The organism is Ruegeria sp. P10 (assembly GCF_056534925.1).
Genome location: NZ_JBQERJ010000010.1, coordinates 184,275 through 201,960, shown reverse-complemented (window position 1 = coordinate 201,960; position 17,686 = coordinate 184,275). Strand labels below are relative to the sequence as shown.

The 17,686-nt window shown below is 60.1% G+C and carries 19 protein-coding genes and 1 pseudogene; 8 read left to right on the top strand and 12 right to left on the bottom strand.

Translation table 11 applies throughout. The features are described 5' to 3' along the window. Both gcvT and ACR0FB_RS17285 read right to left on the bottom strand, forming a co-directional pair. Positions 1–145 (bottom strand): annotated as a pseudogene (gcvT, locus tag ACR0FB_RS17290) (glycine cleavage system aminomethyltransferase GcvT); the annotation flags it as partial. Positions 146–430: 285 nt separating this feature from the next. Continuing rightward, the gene (locus ACR0FB_RS17285) at positions 431–1,618 is read right to left on the bottom strand and encodes a Zn-dependent hydrolase (protein ID WP_480621504.1); all 1,188 of its coding nucleotides are present in this window, start codon (positions 1,616–1,618) and stop codon (positions 431–433) included. A 136-nt stretch (positions 1,619–1,754) separates the two neighbouring features. Here ACR0FB_RS17285 and ACR0FB_RS17280 point away from each other — a divergent pair, with 136 nt between their 5' ends. From ACR0FB_RS17280 to ACR0FB_RS17265, 4 genes are read left to right on the top strand one after another with little or no spacing between them, the layout of a single operon-like run. Next, the gene (locus ACR0FB_RS17280) at positions 1,755–2,405 is read left to right on the top strand and encodes a histidine phosphatase family protein (protein ID WP_171637248.1); all 651 of its coding nucleotides are present in this window, start codon (positions 1,755–1,757) and stop codon (positions 2,403–2,405) included. Between the two features lie 18 nt (positions 2,406–2,423). Next, positions 2,424–3,038, top strand: a complete 615-nt coding sequence (locus ACR0FB_RS17275; RefSeq protein WP_171637250.1) for a glutathione S-transferase family protein — start codon at positions 2,424–2,426, stop codon at positions 3,036–3,038. Between the two features lie 14 nt (positions 3,039–3,052). Next, positions 3,053–4,108, top strand: coding sequence for a saccharopine dehydrogenase (locus tag ACR0FB_RS17270; RefSeq protein WP_210093691.1), 1,056 nt, complete (start codon positions 3,053–3,055; stop codon positions 4,106–4,108). Between the two features lie 3 nt (positions 4,109–4,111). Then, complete coding sequence (locus ACR0FB_RS17265) at positions 4,112–5,254, top strand: saccharopine dehydrogenase family protein (RefSeq protein ID WP_480621503.1); 1,143 nt, start codon at positions 4,112–4,114, stop codon at positions 5,252–5,254. A 91-nt stretch (positions 5,255–5,345) separates the two neighbouring features. On the opposite strand, the gene ACR0FB_RS17260 is transcribed toward ACR0FB_RS17265, so the two are convergent. From ACR0FB_RS17260 to ACR0FB_RS17245, 4 genes are all read right to left on the bottom strand, one after another. Then, positions 5,346–5,549, bottom strand: a complete 204-nt coding sequence (locus tag ACR0FB_RS17260; protein WP_171724662.1) for a DUF1127 domain-containing protein — start codon at positions 5,547–5,549, stop codon at positions 5,346–5,348. A 58-nt stretch (positions 5,550–5,607) separates the two neighbouring features. After that, on the bottom strand, positions 5,608–5,835 hold the full coding sequence (locus ACR0FB_RS17255) for a YjiS-like domain-containing protein (RefSeq protein ID WP_171637256.1): 228 nt from the start codon (positions 5,833–5,835) through the stop codon (positions 5,608–5,610). Positions 5,836–6,073: 238 nt separating this feature from the next. Continuing rightward, a complete protein-coding gene (locus tag ACR0FB_RS17250; protein WP_117871872.1) occupies positions 6,074–6,391 on the bottom strand; it encodes a DUF3775 domain-containing protein in 318 nt (105 codons plus the stop codon). A gap of 40 nt (positions 6,392–6,431) precedes the next feature. Further along, complete coding sequence (locus tag ACR0FB_RS17245) at positions 6,432–7,250, bottom strand: DUF1365 domain-containing protein (protein WP_171637258.1); 819 nt, start codon at positions 7,248–7,250, stop codon at positions 6,432–6,434. Between the two features lie 146 nt (positions 7,251–7,396). Between ACR0FB_RS17245 and ACR0FB_RS17240 the strand changes: the two genes are divergently transcribed. The 3 genes from ACR0FB_RS17240 to ACR0FB_RS17230 are packed head-to-tail and all read left to right on the top strand — an operon-like array spanning position 7,397 to position 9,164. Then, complete coding sequence (locus ACR0FB_RS17240) at positions 7,397–8,053, top strand: sigma-70 family RNA polymerase sigma factor (RefSeq protein ID WP_480491955.1); 657 nt, start codon at positions 7,397–7,399, stop codon at positions 8,051–8,053. 10 nt (positions 8,054–8,063) lie between these two features. Continuing rightward, entirely contained in the window at positions 8,064–8,714 is a 651-nt protein-coding gene (locus ACR0FB_RS17235) for a ChrR family anti-sigma-E factor (protein ID WP_171637471.1), read from the top strand. A gap of 45 nt (positions 8,715–8,759) precedes the next feature. After that, positions 8,760–9,164, top strand: coding sequence for a hypothetical protein (locus ACR0FB_RS17230; RefSeq protein ID WP_171637262.1), 405 nt, complete (start codon positions 8,760–8,762; stop codon positions 9,162–9,164). Positions 9,165–9,167: 3 nt separating this feature from the next. Here the strand turns inward: ACR0FB_RS17230 and ACR0FB_RS17225 are convergent, their stop codons facing one another. From ACR0FB_RS17225 to ACR0FB_RS17200, 6 genes are all read right to left on the bottom strand, one after another. Next, positions 9,168–10,397 (bottom strand): DNA recombination protein RmuC, encoded by a 1,230-nt coding sequence (locus ACR0FB_RS17225; protein ID WP_209835245.1) that lies wholly within the window; start codon positions 10,395–10,397, stop codon positions 9,168–9,170. A 57-nt stretch (positions 10,398–10,454) separates the two neighbouring features. Continuing rightward, positions 10,455–12,320 (bottom strand): DNA mismatch repair endonuclease MutL, encoded by a 1,866-nt coding sequence (mutL, locus tag ACR0FB_RS17220; protein WP_171724664.1) that lies wholly within the window; start codon positions 12,318–12,320, stop codon positions 10,455–10,457. Between the two features lie 263 nt (positions 12,321–12,583). Further along, positions 12,584–13,513 (bottom strand): metal ABC transporter permease, encoded by a 930-nt coding sequence (locus ACR0FB_RS17215; RefSeq protein ID WP_480621502.1) that lies wholly within the window; start codon positions 13,511–13,513, stop codon positions 12,584–12,586. Next, positions 13,510–14,715, bottom strand: coding sequence for a metal ABC transporter permease (locus ACR0FB_RS17210; RefSeq protein ID WP_170346667.1), 1,206 nt, complete (start codon positions 14,713–14,715; stop codon positions 13,510–13,512). The genes ACR0FB_RS17215 and ACR0FB_RS17210 overlap by 4 nt, the downstream gene beginning before the upstream one ends. A 3-nt stretch (positions 14,716–14,718) precedes the next feature. Then, on the bottom strand, positions 14,719–15,522 hold the full coding sequence (locus ACR0FB_RS17205; protein WP_480621501.1) for a metal ABC transporter ATP-binding protein: 804 nt from the start codon (positions 15,520–15,522) through the stop codon (positions 14,719–14,721). Positions 15,523–15,525: 3 nt separating this feature from the next. Beyond that, on the bottom strand, positions 15,526–16,479 hold the full coding sequence (locus ACR0FB_RS17200; protein ID WP_480621500.1) for a metal ABC transporter solute-binding protein, Zn/Mn family: 954 nt from the start codon (positions 16,477–16,479) through the stop codon (positions 15,526–15,528). Between the two features lie 201 nt (positions 16,480–16,680). Between ACR0FB_RS17200 and deoC the strand changes: the two genes are divergently transcribed. Further along, positions 16,681–17,679: a deoxyribose-phosphate aldolase gene (gene deoC / locus ACR0FB_RS17195; RefSeq protein WP_480621499.1), complete on the top strand. Its 999-nt coding sequence runs from the start codon at positions 16,681–16,683 to the stop codon at positions 17,677–17,679. The last annotated feature ends 7 nt before the right edge of the window (positions 17,680–17,686 follow it).

Below are 17,686 nucleotides of genomic sequence, written 5' to 3'. Positions count from 1 at the left end.
CCGCCTTCTCACGGCACTGCTTATGCTCTCCCATGATCCCCAAAGGATACTGAACAGGCATCTCCCAACCCGCAAAATCAACCATCTTGCCGCCAAGCTCGACGTGAAGGTCATACAAGGGCGTGCGCTTCGGTGTGGTCATGATCCGGTCAACTTCCGATTATCCAAAGGTCAAAATGCATAACCGTCAGTCTGCCCCAAGCCGCATAGAATGCAATGATTCCACCCGGTTTTTAGTGAAACACCGATCCGTAGAAGAGGCGGTATACAGACGCATGCACCATGAATGTTCCTATAGGAAACTTTTTTCCGTTAGGCAACAATCCTTGTTTCCATCGCGTGAATTCCCTGGCGTCCGACCGGATACCAGAGGGAAGGATTTCACCGTCGATACATACCTTCTTCGGGATTTCTCGGCGCAAAGTGACGTTCAGACAGAGAGGGACCGCACCGCACGCACCAGACCTTCGAGCCCGGCAATCAAATCGACCTCTGCCGTATCTTCTGCAAAATCATGGCTGATACCGTCGATCGAGGGCGTGAACAGCATCGCGACCGGCATCAGGCGAGACACATTGGTGGCATCGTGCAAGGCCCCCGAGGGCATCCTGCGCCACCGACCCGGTGCGACCTGTTCTGCACCGCGTTCAAGAGCGCAGCGCAAGGTCGGATCCATGGCAACGGGATCCAGCCCCAGCATGGGGCCGTAATCCAAGCTCATCCCCATTTGCTCAGCGGTTTCTTGTGCTGTCGCCCGAATGATCTCCTCCATCCGGGCCAAACGGTCTGCATCAGCATCGCGCCATTGCATCGAGAACCGAACCCGTCCCGGCACGATGGACGAAGCGTTTGGATGCAGGTTGACCCGCCCGATGGTCCAGACCGTCTGCGGCGTGACGACATTGCGAAACCTCTCATTGAGCCGGGTGTTGAACAGGGACAGGGCCTGAAAGGCGTCGCGGCGCAGGTGCATGGGGGTGGTGCCGGCGTGATTCTGCTGACCTTCGAATGTGATCGACATATCGCGGATGCCAACGATATCGGTGACGACTCCGATTTGGTCTCCGGACGCGTCCAGAGAGGGGCCCTGTTCGATATGCATCTCTATGAAGCCATTGAAACGGGACGGGTCCACGAATCCGTGGGACAGATCTGCCATGGACGATCGGGCCTGGCCAAAGCTGACGCCCGCCCCATCGGTCAACACATCGGCTTTTTCCAGAGACAAACCGCCCGACCAGACAGCAGAACCTGTGGTCACGCCAAACCGCCCCTCTTCGTCCTGAAAGCTGACAACTGAAATGGGACGGTCGACGGAACGTGCAACTTCCAGTGCGGCGATGACGCCAAGGGCGCCGTCCAGCCAACCGCCTTCGGGCTGACTGTCGGAATGTGATCCCATCAACAGCGAAGGGCCGGACGCCAATCCGAACAGGTTTCCCACCGGGTCAAACTGCGGAGTCAGGCCCGCTTCACGCATACGTCCGGCAAGCCACTGGCGCGCAGCGATATCCGCGTCGGAATAGGCAGGGCGGACAACCCCCTTGCCCACTCCTGCGGCACCAAATGCACGCAACTTATGCAGGTCGGTCAGAAAACGCGTGTGATCGACGGTCATATACCCCTCCGGAGGTTTGTTCGGGGCGAACCATAGCCAGAAACAGAAAAGGAGCGAGGTTTTTTTCGACAGGCGTGAAACCCCTCTGGCACCAGAGGGGAACCTGCCCTAAGACTTCGGCGCAAGAGGGACCGACATGTCACATATCACATTGGTGCGTCACGGGCAGGCAAACACAACGGCGCGGGACGAGGCAAGTTATGACAGGCTCAGCGACTTGGGGCATCAGCAGGCGCGTTGGCTGGGGGCGCATCTGCGCGACACCCGCAGCCACTATGCCCGGGTCTATTGCGGCACCCTGACCCGTCACGCCGAGACAGCGGACAGCATGGGATTGCACGATCCAATCCGTGACGCGCGACTGAACGAGATCGAGTATTTCACGCTGGCGCAACTGTTCGAGGACCAACACGGCGTCGCGATCCCCACCGACCGCGAAGGTTTCGTCGAACACCTGCCCAGAACATTTGCGGCCTGGGCCAATGGCGAAATCAAGAACCCGCCGGAAACCTTCGAAGAATTCGAGACGCGCGTGCGCGACGCGCTGCACGAGATCGGGACCGAGGGCGGACCGGCCATCGTCGTGACCTCGGGCGGGTTGATTTCGATGGTGGTGCGGCAGGCGATGGGGTTGGATATCCCGTCAATGGCACGGGTGGCCCTTGCCATCATGAACACGTCGATGCATCGTCTGCATCCGATTGGCGCTCAGCTGAGCCCGGTTCTTTTCAATGCCGTTCCGCATCTGGAAGCCCCTGATCGGCAGTTCGCGCAGACCCACCTGTAACCAGATCGGAGACGCCTGATGCAGCTCTACTATGCACCCCGAACCATCTCGGTCGCTGTCGCGATCGCACTGGAAGAGGCCGGGCTGGAATACGAAGCGATCAAACTCGACTTCGCCGGGGGCGAACAGACGAAACCAGCTTACAAGCAAATAAACCCCAAAGGCCGCGTTCCGGCGCTGGTGGTGGATGGCGGCATCCTGACTGAAACCGGAGCCCTGCTGGAATTCGTTGCGGCCAAGGCCCCCGAGGCCGGGCTGGTGCCGGCTGATCCGGTGATGGCTGCCCGGATGCGCGAAGTGATGTTCTACCTTGCCTCGACCATGCATGTGAACCACGCGCACAAGCTGCGCGGGCACCGCTGGGCCGACAAGAAATCCAGCTGGAAAGACATGAAAGACAAGGTCGCGCAGACGATGACCGCGTCCTGCGATTATATCTCGTCGAACGGCCTGCGTGGTCCATTTGTGCTGGGCGAGGCGTTCTCGCTGGCCGATGCCTATCTGTATGTGGTGTGCAGCTGGCTGGAAGGCGATGGTGTGGACGTTTCGGCCTTTCCCAAAATCGTCGCCTTCCGTGAGGCGATGGAGGCACGCCCTTCGGTTCAGGCAGTGCGTGCTGCCGGAATGCTCTGACAAAAGGAAATAAGATGACACATCTCTGGGTCCGGGCAGAACAGCGCCCGAACGAAGAACGGGTTGGGCTGACGCCGGAAGGTGCCGCCGCGCTGATCGCGGCCGGCATCCGCGTGACGGTCGAGGAAAGCCATGCCCGCGCCATTCCACTGGACGGCTACAAGGAAGCAGGCTGCGAGATCGCGCCCGAGAATTCCTGGCCCGAGGCCCCGCTGGACGCGATCATCTTCGGCCTCAAGGAACTGCCCGAAGACGGTACACCCCTGCCCCACCGCCACATCATGTTCGGCCATGCCTTCAAGGGCCAGCATTCGGGCCGGGCTCTGCTGGAACGGTTCAAGGCGGGCGGCGGCACGCTATATGATCTGGAATACCTTGTGGATGAAGATGGTCGCCGGGTCGCCGCATTCGGCTATTGGGCAGGCTACGCGGGCGCGGCGGTGACGCTCAAGACCTGGGCGGCGCAGCAACGGGGCGAGATCTGCGGCCCTGTCGGCGTCTATCCCGGCAAGGACGCGCTGAACGCCGAACTTCTGGCAGAATTGGACGCCACAGGCGCGCCCCGGCCCCGCGCCATCGTCATCGGAGCTTTGGGCCGTGTAGGCACCGGCGCCGCAGACCTGTGTGAGGCGATGGGCGTCGCGGTCACCAAGTGGGACATGGCCGAAACCGCGCGCGGTGGGCCTTTCCCGGAAATCCTCGACCTTGATCTGTTCCTGAACTGCATCTTCGCGCGCCCCGGAACGCCTGTCTTCGTCCCGCGCGAGGCATTGACCGCCCCGCGCAAGCTGACCGCCATCGGTGACGTGGCCTGCGACCCGGACAGCGATTACAACCCGGTGCCCGTCTATGACCGCGCCACCACGTGGCAAGAACCCGCCCTGCGCGTGGCCACCGACCCGGTGATGGACGTGATGGCGATCGACAACCTGCCGTCGATGCTGCCGGTCGAAAGCTCGGAAGACTATGCCGCGCAACTGCTGCCGTCCTTGCTGACTCTGACCGATCTGGACAGCGGTGTCTGGGGTCGGGCAGAAGCAACTTACAAAACGCATATTGAAGGACTCTGAACGATGACCATTCATTGGTGTGGCACCGGCCTCTCGGCCATTCCCGGCCTGCGTCGCCTGATCGAAGGCGGCCACAAGGTCACCGTGTGGAACCGGACCGTCGACAAGGCCAGGGCCGAGGTCGGAGACCTGACCGACGAGATCCGCGCCTTCGACATCGATGCGCTTGGCGCCGTACTGGAGAAGGGCGATGTGATCGTCTCGATGCTGCCGGGCGACTGGCATGTACCGCTTGCGGACCTGGCAATTTCGAAACAGGCCAATTTCGTCTCGTCCTCGTATATCGCGCCCGAGATGCGCGCGCTGGACGACAAGGCGCGCGACGCCGGCGTCGCACTGGTCAACGAGGTCGGGCTGGACCCGGGCATCGATCACCTGATGGCGCATGCGCTGGTGGACGACTACCGCGCCTCCGACGCCTTCGACCCGAAAAACCATCTGAGCTTCATTTCCTATTGCGGCGGCATTCCCAAGAACCCCAACCCGTTCCGCTATAAATTCAGCTGGTCGCCGCTGGGCGTGTTGAAAGCGCTGCGGTCGCCGTCGAAATCGATCCGAGATTACGCGCCGCTGGACGTTGCCCGCCCCTGGGATGCGATCAGCAGCTATATCGCGCCGCTGCCCACACCGGAGAGCTTCGAGGTCTACCCGAACCGCGATTCGATACCCTTCATGGCGCAATACCATTTCGAGGATCACTGGCCGGTCAAGGAATTCGTCCGCGGCACGCTGCGTCTGAACGGCTGGGCCGACGCGTGGTCGGATGTGTTCACCGAGATCGAAACCCTGTCCGGCCCGGAAGGGGATGCGCGTCTGAAAGAGATGTCGGACCAGTTCTGGGAGGAAAACGCCTATGACGAAGGCGAGCCTGATCGTGTTGTGTTGTGCGTGGGATTGAAGGCCGAGAAAGACGGCGTCGAAGTCTGGCACAAGACCTATGTCATGGATGCCTGGGGCGACGAGCGTGGCACGGCGATGGCGCGTCTGGTGTCGATTCCGGTCTCACTTGCGGTCGAGGCCGTATTGAACCGCGCCATCCCGGCCGGTGTTCACGCGGCCCCCAGCGATCCAAAGCTGGTGCAGGGATGGATGGGTGAAATCGAAAAGCTGGCCCAACATCTGCAAATCGTCGATCACACGGCCTGAATGCAAAAAAGCCATTCCAGACTGCCTGGAATGGCTTTCATTGTTCCACTTTACGCATGTTGTCCTCGTTCGGGTTTCCCTCACCCGGACTTCAGATATACCGCTGGATGGTATCTTCGATATCACTGCGGTTGATGCCCAGCTCGGACAACTGATGATCGGTCAAAGCATTCAGATGCTGGGCTGCGCGGACAATATCAGGACTGATCGAACGGATTCGCATGGCACGATCGAACAGCAAAAGCGCAGTGGCGGCCGGAGCCGGTTGATTGGTGGGCGGTACGACGTCGAACATTCTGGTAACCTCGCTAACATGCTTTTGGGGATTGTCTCAGTTCACGCTGAATGCTTGATCACTGCCGGTATGGCTTGTTGTGATACACACTTTCATATGCGCGTCTTTTGATCTGATCCCGCTGGATGCCGATGTCGGCCAGTTGTACGTCATCAAGCTTTTCCAGATCCCGCACGGTTTTCGAAAAAATCCGGCGGCGGAAATGCTCGACCTTTGCTTCTGCATAGTTTGAAAACAGACCGTCAAGCAGGCCACCCCGGCCTTCGAATGTTTGTGTATGTGCCATGTCTTTCTCCTCCTGAACTCAATGTCTTTGTCTTCATGACATCAGATTTGGGAAGGCTGCCTTAACGTTGCCAAACCGGTTCATTAAGGTTTGTTAAGACTGTATTGGAGGGAAAGTTCGGGCTGGACCGGCGCGTTAATTGCAAACTTCGATCCAGGCCCGCGACATGTCTTTTCAGTGGCGGATCAAAATAATGCGAATATCGACCCGTCGCAGAAACCGCCCCTTTGCAGGCAGGTCACATCAGATCGTTTTCAACGTCCTCGGCTGATATCCCCAGCGCGTCCAGACCGTTCTCAAGGTGGTCTGACATGTGCGGAGTGCCGATCAGGTAGTCGGCACAGGGGGTCGAGGCCTCGGCCTTGGCAGTGGCAATCGCTTCGGCCAGATCCTCGGCGAAAAAGCTTTCGCGGCCGATCCACATGATGGCAACCAGTTCGGCTTGCTCGTCTTCGCTCATACGTTCGATGAAGGCGCGCATTTCACCTTCTGCCCGGTTCAGCTCGCGCCCCATCATGGCAATCTGAGCGACCTTTCTTGCCGATATTTCCAACATGCATCAGCTCCTCGTGTTCGCGGTTGTTGTGCCATCACAATCACCGAACGGGGGGCGAGTCTTTGATCTTACGCAAACAACGGCCCTCGTTCCGCGCACGCGAAATCGGCCGGTCCGGTACCGGTTGCCTACGAAACGGGCGAAAGGTGGCTTTTTTCAACCACAGCCTGAAAGCCTGCCAGACGATCAGTGCAAAGGTTCTCCGGGCGCCGAATGGCCGCCGCAGCAAGGACCACAGAATCACGCGGTTCGTCAGGGGTTGCCGCGGGCCGGTCAGCGTCGCGATCAGCCCACCATCAGCGCGCCCGTAATCAATCCAGACACCGACGCGATCCGCGCGATAGTCGAAGCGGAACGTATAGCTGCCTTCGATTTTCTGAAACGGTGAAACATGCATCAGCTTGTCCGCCACCACCCTGTCAGTCGGTTCGATGACCGAGAAATCGGGTTTGTGACACAGGTAACTGTGACGGGTGCCATAGGTATTGGTGACCTCGGCCACCACCGCATAAAGGTGATCGCTGTCGTCAAAACAGAACCAAAAACTGACGGGATTAAAAACGTGCCCCAAAACGCGCGGTTGCGTCAGCAACTTGAAACGCGCCGGTTGTTGCACCGACATTTCATCAAATCGCGCGCGGAGCCACTGGGCCCCTTCCCCGTGACCCGGCTCTCCCCCATGGTCGGTGGTGCGCCAGTTCGTGACATTCGCGCGATCAACCGAAAACAGCAAAGGGGTGTCCAGCTCTGCTTCGGGGTCCAACAGGATGTAATCGACCGAGTATCGGAATGCGTTTTCAATCGCACCCTTGCGCCCGTGATAGGTATGACCCGCGATATGGTCTATTTCCTGCGTCATCCGCTGCTTTCTGGCCTTCCCGTAAACGCCTTGAACTGCACTGATTTCCCTCAGATGCTGGCAATTCTGATACGGCAATTTGCACAATTTGGATCATAATGTCCCGATAAAGTGATCCGGCTTGGGGAACGCGCCGTAATGAGGTTATGTTTACCGAGATCGATACCGTGACCTTGGACGAACCTGCGGCTGAACCGGCCGCCCTTCAGCCTCGGCGCGAAAAGAAACGCATCAAGGGTAGACGGGTGAACGGAAGTAACGGCGGGCGCGAGACCAAAACCGAATGGGTGGATCACGTCAGGCGCATCCGCGACGCGCAGGACCAGGCGGCATTTGCCGAACTGTTCCAGCACTTCGCGCCACGGATCAAGGCGTTCCTGATGAAGTCAGGATCAGACGCCACGATGGCCGAGGAGTGTGCGCAGGAGGTGATGGCGACCTTGTGGCACAAAGCCCATCTGTTCGACCCGGCGCGGGCAACTGTGGCTACTTGGGTATTCACGATTGCTCGGAACAAGCGCATTGACGTTCTGCGAAAGCAACGCCGCCCCGAACCCGAAGAATTGTGGTGGGGTCCCGAGGCCGAGCCTGAGCAGGACGATGTCATCGCGCTGCAACAGGAAACCGCGCAGCTTCGCACCGCTTTGACAGCGTTGCCAGACGCGCAGAGAGAGCTGATCGAAAAGGCGTATTTCGGTGATCTGAGTCACCGCGAAATTGCGTCTCAGACCGGGTTGCCCCTGGGAACGATCAAATCACGAATCAGGCTGGCGCTGGACCGCTTGCGCCATGCAATGAACTGAGATGAGTATGATGAGTAAGTCGATCAAACATCACCTGACAGATGACCTGCTGATGGCATACGCAGCAGGCAGTCTGCCCGAGGCATTCGACCTGATGGTCGCGACGCATCTGTCGCTCTGCGACCATTGCCGTGCGCGGGCGGAAAGTTACGATGCCGTAGGTGGGCATGTTCTGGAGGAACAGACTGTATCCATCGCCATGAGTGATACATCTCTGGCCGCGACTATGGCGTTGATCTCCAAAGGTGCGCCAGCGGCCAAACCGGCGCGTCCGAACTGTTCGGTATTGCCGGCCCCGTTGCAGGATTATGTCGGCGGTACGGTTTCGGATATCCGATGGAAACCGATCGGCATGGGTGTGAAACAGGCCATTCTTCCAACCACAAGCGAGGCCTCGGCCCGGTTGCTGTTCATTCCAGCCGGAACGGCTGTACCAGATCATAGCCACAACGGTATAGAATTGACGATGGTGCTTCAGGGCGCATTCTCGGACGAAGTGGATCGCTTCGCCCGTGGCGACGTCGAGATCGCGGACGAGGATTTGGAACACACGCCTGTGGCGGACATTTCGGAAGACTGCATTTGTCTGGCGGTTACGGATGCACCGTTGAAATTCACCAAGCTGATGCCACGCCTGTTCCAACCCTTCCTGCGCATCTGAAATTGCCCGCGAGGGCCGCGAGCGGCGTGTTTGAAAGGAATGATCATGTTCGCAAGACTTGCTGTGTGCGCCCTTCTCGTTGCTGTCGCGCCCGTCGTATCGGCCCAAATGTCGGCCGAGGTTCAGTTTCAGCCCGGCAATTTTGGCACCATGGTCAGCGGAACCATCTCAGGAGATGAGTACTTCGACTATTCGCTGGGCGCCAAAGCCGGGCAGGAGATGTTTGCCGATCTTCAGGTCAGCGACACCAATGGTAACGGCGTGATCTATTTCAACATCCTGCCGCCGGGCAGCGACGGTGTGGCGATTTATAACGGGTCGATTGACGGCAATACGGCTCGGATCACCCTGCCCGACGATGGAGACTATACGATCCGCGTCTATCTGATGGGCAATGACAGGGATACCGGAAAAACCGTGGGGTACAATCTGGACCTGTCCATCCAGTAGATTTCAACCTTCGTGACGAGCAAGGGGCACAACGCCGTTTTCGGCCTTGGTCTCGATTTCTTCAAAGTCGAAATTGTCCAAACGCTGCGCGCGGCGGCCAGCCTTTTCGGCGCTGATCTTGATTTCCGAGATATCCTTGGCCGCCTGCCCGAAATGACGATCCAGGTTCGAGACGCGATCACCCAGGCGATCCACATCCTTGTGCAGCAACCCCAGCTCTTTGCGGATCGCGCCGGCCTGTTCGCGCATACGCGCGTCTTTCAGGATCGCCCGCATGGTATTCAGCGTGGCCATGCACGTCGTCGGGGACACGATCCAGACCCGCGCGGCGAACCCTTCACGCACGACATCAGGCAGACGCGCGTGCAGTTCGGCGTAAATCGCCTCGGAAGGTACGAACATCAAGGCGCCGTCCGCGGTTTCCCCGTCCAGGATGTATTTTTCGGAAATCGCCTTGATATGCACTTTCACCGCAGCGCCGAAGGCCCGCAGGCATCTCTCGACATCCGCCTTCGTCTGCGCAGCGGCCAACGCCTCGAAATCCTCCAACGGGAACTTTGCGTCGATCACGATCGGTCCCGGCGGGTTCGGCAAGTGAATCAGGCAATCCGCCCGCCTGCCGTTCGACAAAGTGGCTTGCAACGAATAACTGTCAGCGGGCAGCGCCTTGGACACGATATCGTTCAGCTGGATTTCCCCGAACATCCCGCGCCTTTGCTTGTTTGACAGTATATCCTGCAAAGACAGCACATCGCCTGACAGTTTGGTGATATTGTCCTGTGCCTTGTCGATGGCGGCCAGACGTTCCTGCAATTGGGTCAGCGAGGTCGCCGTCTGTTTCGACGAGCCATGCAACGTTTCTTTCATCCGTTCCTGCATCTCGGCAAGCGCACGCGCCGATTTCATCGCATTATCCGCCAGCCGGTCATTCATCTGTTGCTGGACCGAAGCCAAACGCGCCTCGACCGTCTGAATCACCTGCATCTGCGCGTTGGCCTGAGTGTCCGAGACATGCTGAAGCCCGCCGCGCAACTGTTCTTGCCCCTGGCCCAGTTGTTGAACATGCTGACCCAGATGCGCCATCTGCCGCGCCAAAGGTTCCGCCAGCCGGGCCGAGCGGTTGGCCGCCCGCAACGACAGGAACAGCAGCAGCAGAATCAACGCCACCACGCCACCCACGGTCAGTATCACGGGATCATTCAACGCCATCTCAGTGCCTGCAATCTGGATCATGGGGGTCAGTTTGTTCTCGTTTTGTTTCTATCTTGTTAAACCGTGTTTGAAACCAGATCAACTGCGTCCGAACAGGCGTTCGATATCGCTGAGTTTAAGTTCCACATAGGTTGGTCGCCCATGGTTGCACTGGCCGGAATGCGGCGTCGCCTCCATCTCGCGCAGCAGGGCATTCATTTCCTCGGCCCGCATTCGACGGCCGGATCGGATCGACCCATGGCAGGCCACCCGGCTGAGGATCGCCTCGATCCTTGCCTGCACCATCTGGCTTTCACCCTGATCGGCGAGTTCATCCAGGATGTCGAGGATCATGGCGCGCGCATCGACTTCGCCCAGAATGGCGGGGGTTTCGCGTACGGCAATGGCGCTTCCGCCGAAGGGCTCGATGGTCAGGCCAAGGCGCGTCAAGTCATCTGCGACGGCCATCAGGCGGGCGCAATCCCCGTCGGACAATTCCACGATTTCCGGAATCAGCAGGGCCTGCGCCGCGACGCCATTCTCGGCCATCTGCGTTTTCAGCTTCTCATAAACCAGCCGTTCATGTGCTGCATGCTGATCTACGATCACCATGCCATCGGCGGTCTGGGCAATGATGTAATTCTCGTGCACCTGTCCGCGGGCTGCACCAAGCGGCAGATCCTGCGCCTGAGGCTGCTCCTGCATCTCGGCGACCTGCGCAACCGGGGTCGGCTCGACAATGCTGCCGCTATAGTCATTGGCCAGCTCGGCAAAACCCGGAGCCTGCGCGCGATACGCCGCCGTGCGCGCGGCAGGCGACGGACGATCCATCTGGTAAACCCGCGCCGGAGCAGGCTGTGCAGGTTCTGGCCGCATCGCGCCCAGCGTCGCATTCGCCACGGTCGAGGATGCCCTGTGCCCGGCTTCCGCCAAAGCATGACGCAGACTGGACACGATCAGCCCCCGCGCGACGCCGGGATCCCGGAACCGAACCTCGGATTTCGCGGGGTGGACGTTCACGTCAACCAGCGTGGGGTCGCAGTCGATGAACAACGCCGCAGCCGGGTGGCGGTCGCGGCTCAGGAAATCGAAATAGGCCGCCCGCAGCGCGCCGGTCAGCATCTTGTCGCGCACGGGGCGTCCATTGACGAAAAGATACTGTGTTACGGCAGCCCCCCGCGAGTAGGTCGGCAGGGCGGCATAGCCGTACAGCCGGATGCCATCACGCGAGGCATCAATCTGCAAAGCGTTTTCTGCGAATTCGCGCCCGATCACGCGGGCCAGTCGGGCGTGGAGCGCATCAAACAGATCTCCGTTCTCGCGATCCGCGCGGAAGGTCACGCGACCCTCTCCGCCGCCGGATACATCCCGCAGAGCGAATGTCACGGAAGGTTCGGCCATGGCCAGCCGTTTCACAATATCGGTGATCGCCTGCCCCTCGGCCCGGTCCGTGCGCATGAATTTCAGGCGGGCCGGTGTGGCGTAGAACAGATCGCGCAGTTCGACCACAGTCCCCGCGCGCAGGGCGGCGGGTTTGACCGCATCCATCTTGCCACCCGCGACGTGCACCTGCGCCGCATCCGCGCCGGGAACACGGCTGGTGATGGTCAGACGCCCAACAGCACCCAAGGATGGCAGCGCCTCGCCCCGAAAGCCGAAAGTGTGGATGTTCAGCAGGTCCGAACCGTCAATCTTTGACGTGGCATGGCGGGACAAGGCCAGCGGCAGATCTTCCGCCGCGATACCGCAGCCATCATCCGTGACCCGGATCAGGGTCTTGCCGCCATCCGCGATATCGATGGCGATCCGCGTGGCCCCGGCATCGATTGCATTCTCGACCAGTTCCTTGACCGCCGAGGCCGGTCGTTCCACCACCTCACCAGCCGCGATGCGGTTGATTGCGGCATCGTCGAGCTGCCTAATTACGGGGCGTTTTTCACCGATATTGGGGTTTGCCTGCGCCATACCCCTACACCTAGCATAGTCGCGCACGACTCTGCCACCGGTTTGAACCGCAGATTCTAAAAGAGAGGGGGCGCCCGGGTATCCGCGAACGAGAACTCATTCCGGATCACCCGGACGTGCCAAGTGAGTGGTGTGTTTCAGCTAATTTATGAGACCGCATGTATCACGCACCTGTCGGAAAATCTGTTTAAGATTCTCGGGCTCAGTTTCTTGGCAGAGATTGGCCGATGACGTGTGGGCCTGTGTGGCGAAAAAATGCCTGATCAGGCAGATATGCGCGCACCGATCCTGCCCCGGCAGGGTCCGAACATCGCTGCCGCCGCAAGAATCAGGCCTGACATCGTGGCGATCATACCCGCCGCGCTGACGGCATCCGCGCCGCCCAGCCACAGCGGGCCATAACCTGCCAGCACATAGCCCGACACCGCCGAGGCAATGGCGAACACAACGCTCCAGGCGATCTGCGCTTCCAGCCGGTTGGTCAACATCCGCGCCGCGGCAGGCGGGCAGATGAACATGGCGATCACGATGATCGAGCCCACCGCGTCAAAGGCCGCCACCGCCGCGATGGCCGCGGTGATGACCAATGACATGCCCAGAACGCCGGTGCGAATGCCAATGGTCCGGGCAAAGCCTTCGTCGAAGGTAGAGATCTTCAGCGGCCGCCAGAACAGCCAGGTGAACAAAGACACACCGAGCAGTGTCAGCGCTATGCGGGTTAATTCCGGGGGCAGCCCGGACAGCGCCTCTGTGTCCAGCAAGGACGACCATCCGGTGGCATCCAGCCAGATCAGGCTTTCGAGATTGCCGTAAAGCGCATGTTCCACATCCAGATGCACCGTCGACGTATCCGTCTGCTCAAGCAGCAGGACGCCCGCGGCGAACATGGTGGTAAAGACCACGCCCATGGCGGCCCCCGGTTCGATCTGACCCAATCGGCGAATGGCTTCGATCAGCACTACGGCCACAACGGCAGCGCCCGCCGCGCCCAGCATCATCGGCCAGGTCGATATCGCCCCTGTGATCAGAAACGCCACGACGATCCCCGGCAGCACCACATGGCTGATAGCGTCTCCGATCAATGCCTGTTTGCGCAACACCAGAAAATTGCCGGGCAACGCGCAGGCAATGGCCGCAAACGTACCGATCAGCAACGGTGTCAGAGACAGAGGGACAAATTCTTCACCACTCATACCGGCACCCCCATTGGCCCGCCGATGCGGCGGTCTATCTCGGCGATCTGGTCGCGGGTCAGGACGGTTTCGATGTCCCGTAACCCGTCATAAAGCGCGGCTGTTGCCTCATGCGCCTGATCTGCGCGCACGATTTCCCAGCGCTTTTCGTCCCGCAACGCCTTGGCCGCGCGGGCTTTGCCGATATCGGTTGCAACGCCGTCCGCGCGCACCAGCCCAGCGCGGCGCAGCAAGCGCAGGGTCAAGGGCTCGTAGATCTTTTGCCCCTGCGCCAAGGCCAAAAGACCCTGACGAATATGCACCCGGCGCTGAAAGCGCAAATGGCGCAGCACCGCCGCCAGAACGCCACGTATCGGCGCCAGAAACAAAGACACGACAAAAAAGGCAAAGCTGACCAGAACGATAATCGGCCCCGTCGGAAGGTTTGGCGCCGAGGCCGAAATGGCCGCGCCAATGTACCCCGCCAACCCGCCGGCCAATCCCGCAAGCAGAACCACATGGTCCGAGCGTTCGGACCAGAACCGCGCGGTCACGGCGGGAATGATCAGCAAAGCCACGATCAGAATCAGACCTACGATTTTCAGGCCGACCACGGTCACGGCCATGACCAAACCCATCATGGCCAGATCGATCCTGTGCACCGGCAACCCGCGTGCTGCGGCATATTCAGGATCGAAGGCCACAAGAATCATCGGGCGACGAATGATCATGACCAGCAGCAACGTCGCAGCGCCGCCGACCGCAATGATCATCGCATCAGCCCAGAGCATCCCGGCAGTGGACCCCAAAAGGAAGCCTTCCAGCCCGGCCTGACGGCCTACGCCCATCGTCTGAATGACCGTCAGCAACACGATGCCAAAGCCGAAGAAGACCGACAGGACCGCTCCGATGGCGGCATCTTCGGCCAAACGCGTGTGACGCGTCAGCCAGTTCATGCAGAGAAGGCCGATCCAGGCCGAGATGGCCGATCCTGCCAACAGGCCCAGCAGGTTGCGCCCGTCTCCTCCCAGTGCGACCAATACCATGAAAGCCAGACAGACGCCCGGCAGGGTTGCGTGGCTGATTGCGTCACTGACCAAAGCGCGCTTGCGCAGAAACAGAAACGTTCCCGTCACACCGGCTGAAACACCCAGCAAGGTTGCACCGATGGCGACCAGTGTGGCGTTGTAGCCAAGTTGCAGGGTCAGAGCATCCCAAAGCATGCGTTACCCCAGCGCGCGCGATATCTGATCGATCTGCGCGGTTGCCAGTCGACCCCCATATGCCGATTGCAAGGTTTCCGCCGTGAAGGCCTCGGCCACTGGTCCCTCGGCCACCTTGCGGGTGTTGATCAGGAAGACATGGTCGAAATAATCGGTCACGGTCGCAAGGTCGTGATGCACCACGACAACCGTCTTGCCCGCCTCTTTCAGGGATTTCAGCACCGAGATGATGGCTTTCTCGGTGGCGGCATCGACGCCTGCAAAAGGTTCGTCCAGAAGATACAGATCCGCGCCCTGCGCCAGCGCGCGCGCCAGAAAGACACGTTGTTGCTGCCCGCCGGATAGCTGCCCGATCTGGCGATCCGCGAAATCCCGCATTCCCACACGGTGCAAACAATCCATCGCGCACGCCTTGTGGCGGGCACGCACGCGGCCCAGCAAGCCAAGTTCGCGCGACAGGCCCATCAGAACCACGTCGATGACACGCGTTGGAAAATCCCAATCCACGCTGGCACGCTGAGGAACATAGGCAATGCGCGCGCGCTGCGTGTCCAATGGCTGGCCAAACACGGTCACTTGACCTGACAAAGGGGAAACGATGCCAAGCGCCGCCTTGAGCAATGTGGATTTCCCGGCCCCGTTCGGCCCGATGATCGCCGTCATCGCCCCGGACTGTACGGTCATGTCGACTGAAAACACCGCAGGTTTCTGCCCGTATGAAACCGTCAGGCCGCGCAGGGCAAGGGGGCTGTCGGCCAACCCCTTGTCACCCACGGCCACGCCTTCATTGCTGATCAGGCCCAGCATCGATCAAAACCCCGCCGACAGTTTTCCGTCCATGCCACGATCTGGCACATCGCCACCCAAAGCACTGGCAATGACCGTGATGTTATGGTCCAGCATACCAAGATAGGTACCTTCATAGGTTCCTTCTTCACCCATGGCGTCCGAGAACAACTCGCCTCCCACGTGCACTTCATGACCCTTGGCGGCCGCGCCCTCGATCAGCGCGCGGATCGAACGATCCGAGACCGAGCTTTCGACGAAAACAGCCGTGATCTTGCGGTAAACCAGCAGATCGACCAATTCGCCTATCCGGTTCAGTCCCGCCTCGGACTGGGTCGAGATGCCCTGAATTCCCAGAACCTCGAACCCGAAACTTTCACCAAAGTAACCAAAGGCATCATGGGCGGTTACAAGAACCTTGTTGTTGTCGGGAACGGACGCCAGAACTTGATCTGCATAGGCTGTCAGGCGATCGATATCTGCCAGGTGGGCCTGCGCATTCGCTGCAAAAACCTCGGCCGCTTCAGGACGCACCTCGGTGAGGGCTGCCTGCACTTCAAGTACCACGTCCCGCCACAACTCGGGCGTCATCCAAACATGCGGATCATATTTGTCGGCGTAATCGTCATGGGCGCGCAGCTTCGACGTGTCGATACCTTCGGCAACTGCAACTACGGTTCGCTTGCGTTCAAGGTCATGGAAGAAATCTTCCATCTGCGCCTCGAGGTACAAACCATGCCACAGGATCAGATCCGCACGCGTCATCGCCACGATATCGCTGCGGGTCTGACGATAGGCATGCGGGTCGACGCCCGGCCCCATCAGCCCCTTGACGTCTACCTGATCACCACCGACCTGACGTGCCGCGTCAGCAATCATGCCCGTCGTGGCCACAACCTTGAGGGGTGCATCGGCCCAGGCCGTGACCGGCAGGGAAAAGGCCAGCGCCAATACCGCAAGAAAATTCCGGCGAATCATCTTCTACCTCAGTTTTTGCTTCTCGTTCGAACTGAATATGAGAACCATTCGCAAGTAAGTCAACGCTAATGCGAATTATTCGCAAGAAAGCGGTTACATTTTGTCCATTTGGTCAAAAATTATCCAAACATTGCCCGCCTGCATCTTCCATTCCCCGGTCTCCCGTGCGATTTTGTCGCAAACCTCCCAAAGGACGTGACAATGGATACGCAGAGCTCAGAAAGCCCCGTGCGCACCGCGCATCTGCCGCAAGTGACCGAAGCCCGGAATCCCGGCATGGATCTGGACCTGGACTGGGTGCGCGCCGTGCAGGCCAACACCTCGGCCATTGAGCGCCGGGCCGCGACCCTGCCCGGGCGCCGGTCGGTGAAAAAGGAACATCAGGCCGCGTGGCTGCTGAAGGCAATCACCATGATCGACCTGACCACCCTGTCGGGCGATGACACCGAGGGCCGCGTGCGCCGCCTGTGCTCCAAGGCCCGCCAGCCGGTGTCGCCCGCCCTGCTGAAGGCGCTGGACATGCCGCCGATCACCACCGGCGCGGTCTGCGTCTATCATGACATGATCGAAACGGCGGTGGATGCGCTGACAGGCACCGGCATTCCGGTCGCGGCCGTCTCCACCGGCTTTCCGGCGGGCCTGTCGCCCTTTCACCTGCGCGTGGCCGAGATCGACGAAAGCGTGAAGGCCGGGGCCGAAGAGATCGACATCGTGATCTCGCGCCGCCATGTGCTGAAAGGCGACTGGCAGGCGCTCTATGACGAGATGAAGGCATTCCGCGACGCCTGCGGCGAGGCGCATGTAAAGGCCATCCTGGCCACGGGCGAGCTGGGCAGCCTGCGTAACGTGGCGCGTGCCTCGCTGGTCTGCATGATGGCGGGGGCCGATTTCATCAAGACCTCGACCGGCAAGGAAAGCGTCAACGCCACCCTGCCCGTGTCGCTGGTGATGATCCGCGCGATCCGTGACTATTATGACCGCACCGGCTATCGCGTGGGCTACAAGCCCGCGGGCGGGATTTCCAAGGCCAAGGATGCGCTGGTCTACCTGTCGCTGATCAAGGACGAGCTGGGCGACCGCTGGCTGCAACCCGACCTGTTCCGGTTCGGCGCGTCGTCCCTGCTGGGCGATATCGAGCGGCAGTTGGAACATTTCGTCACCGGGGCATACTCGGCCGGCTACCGGCACCCGATGGGCTGAGGACAGG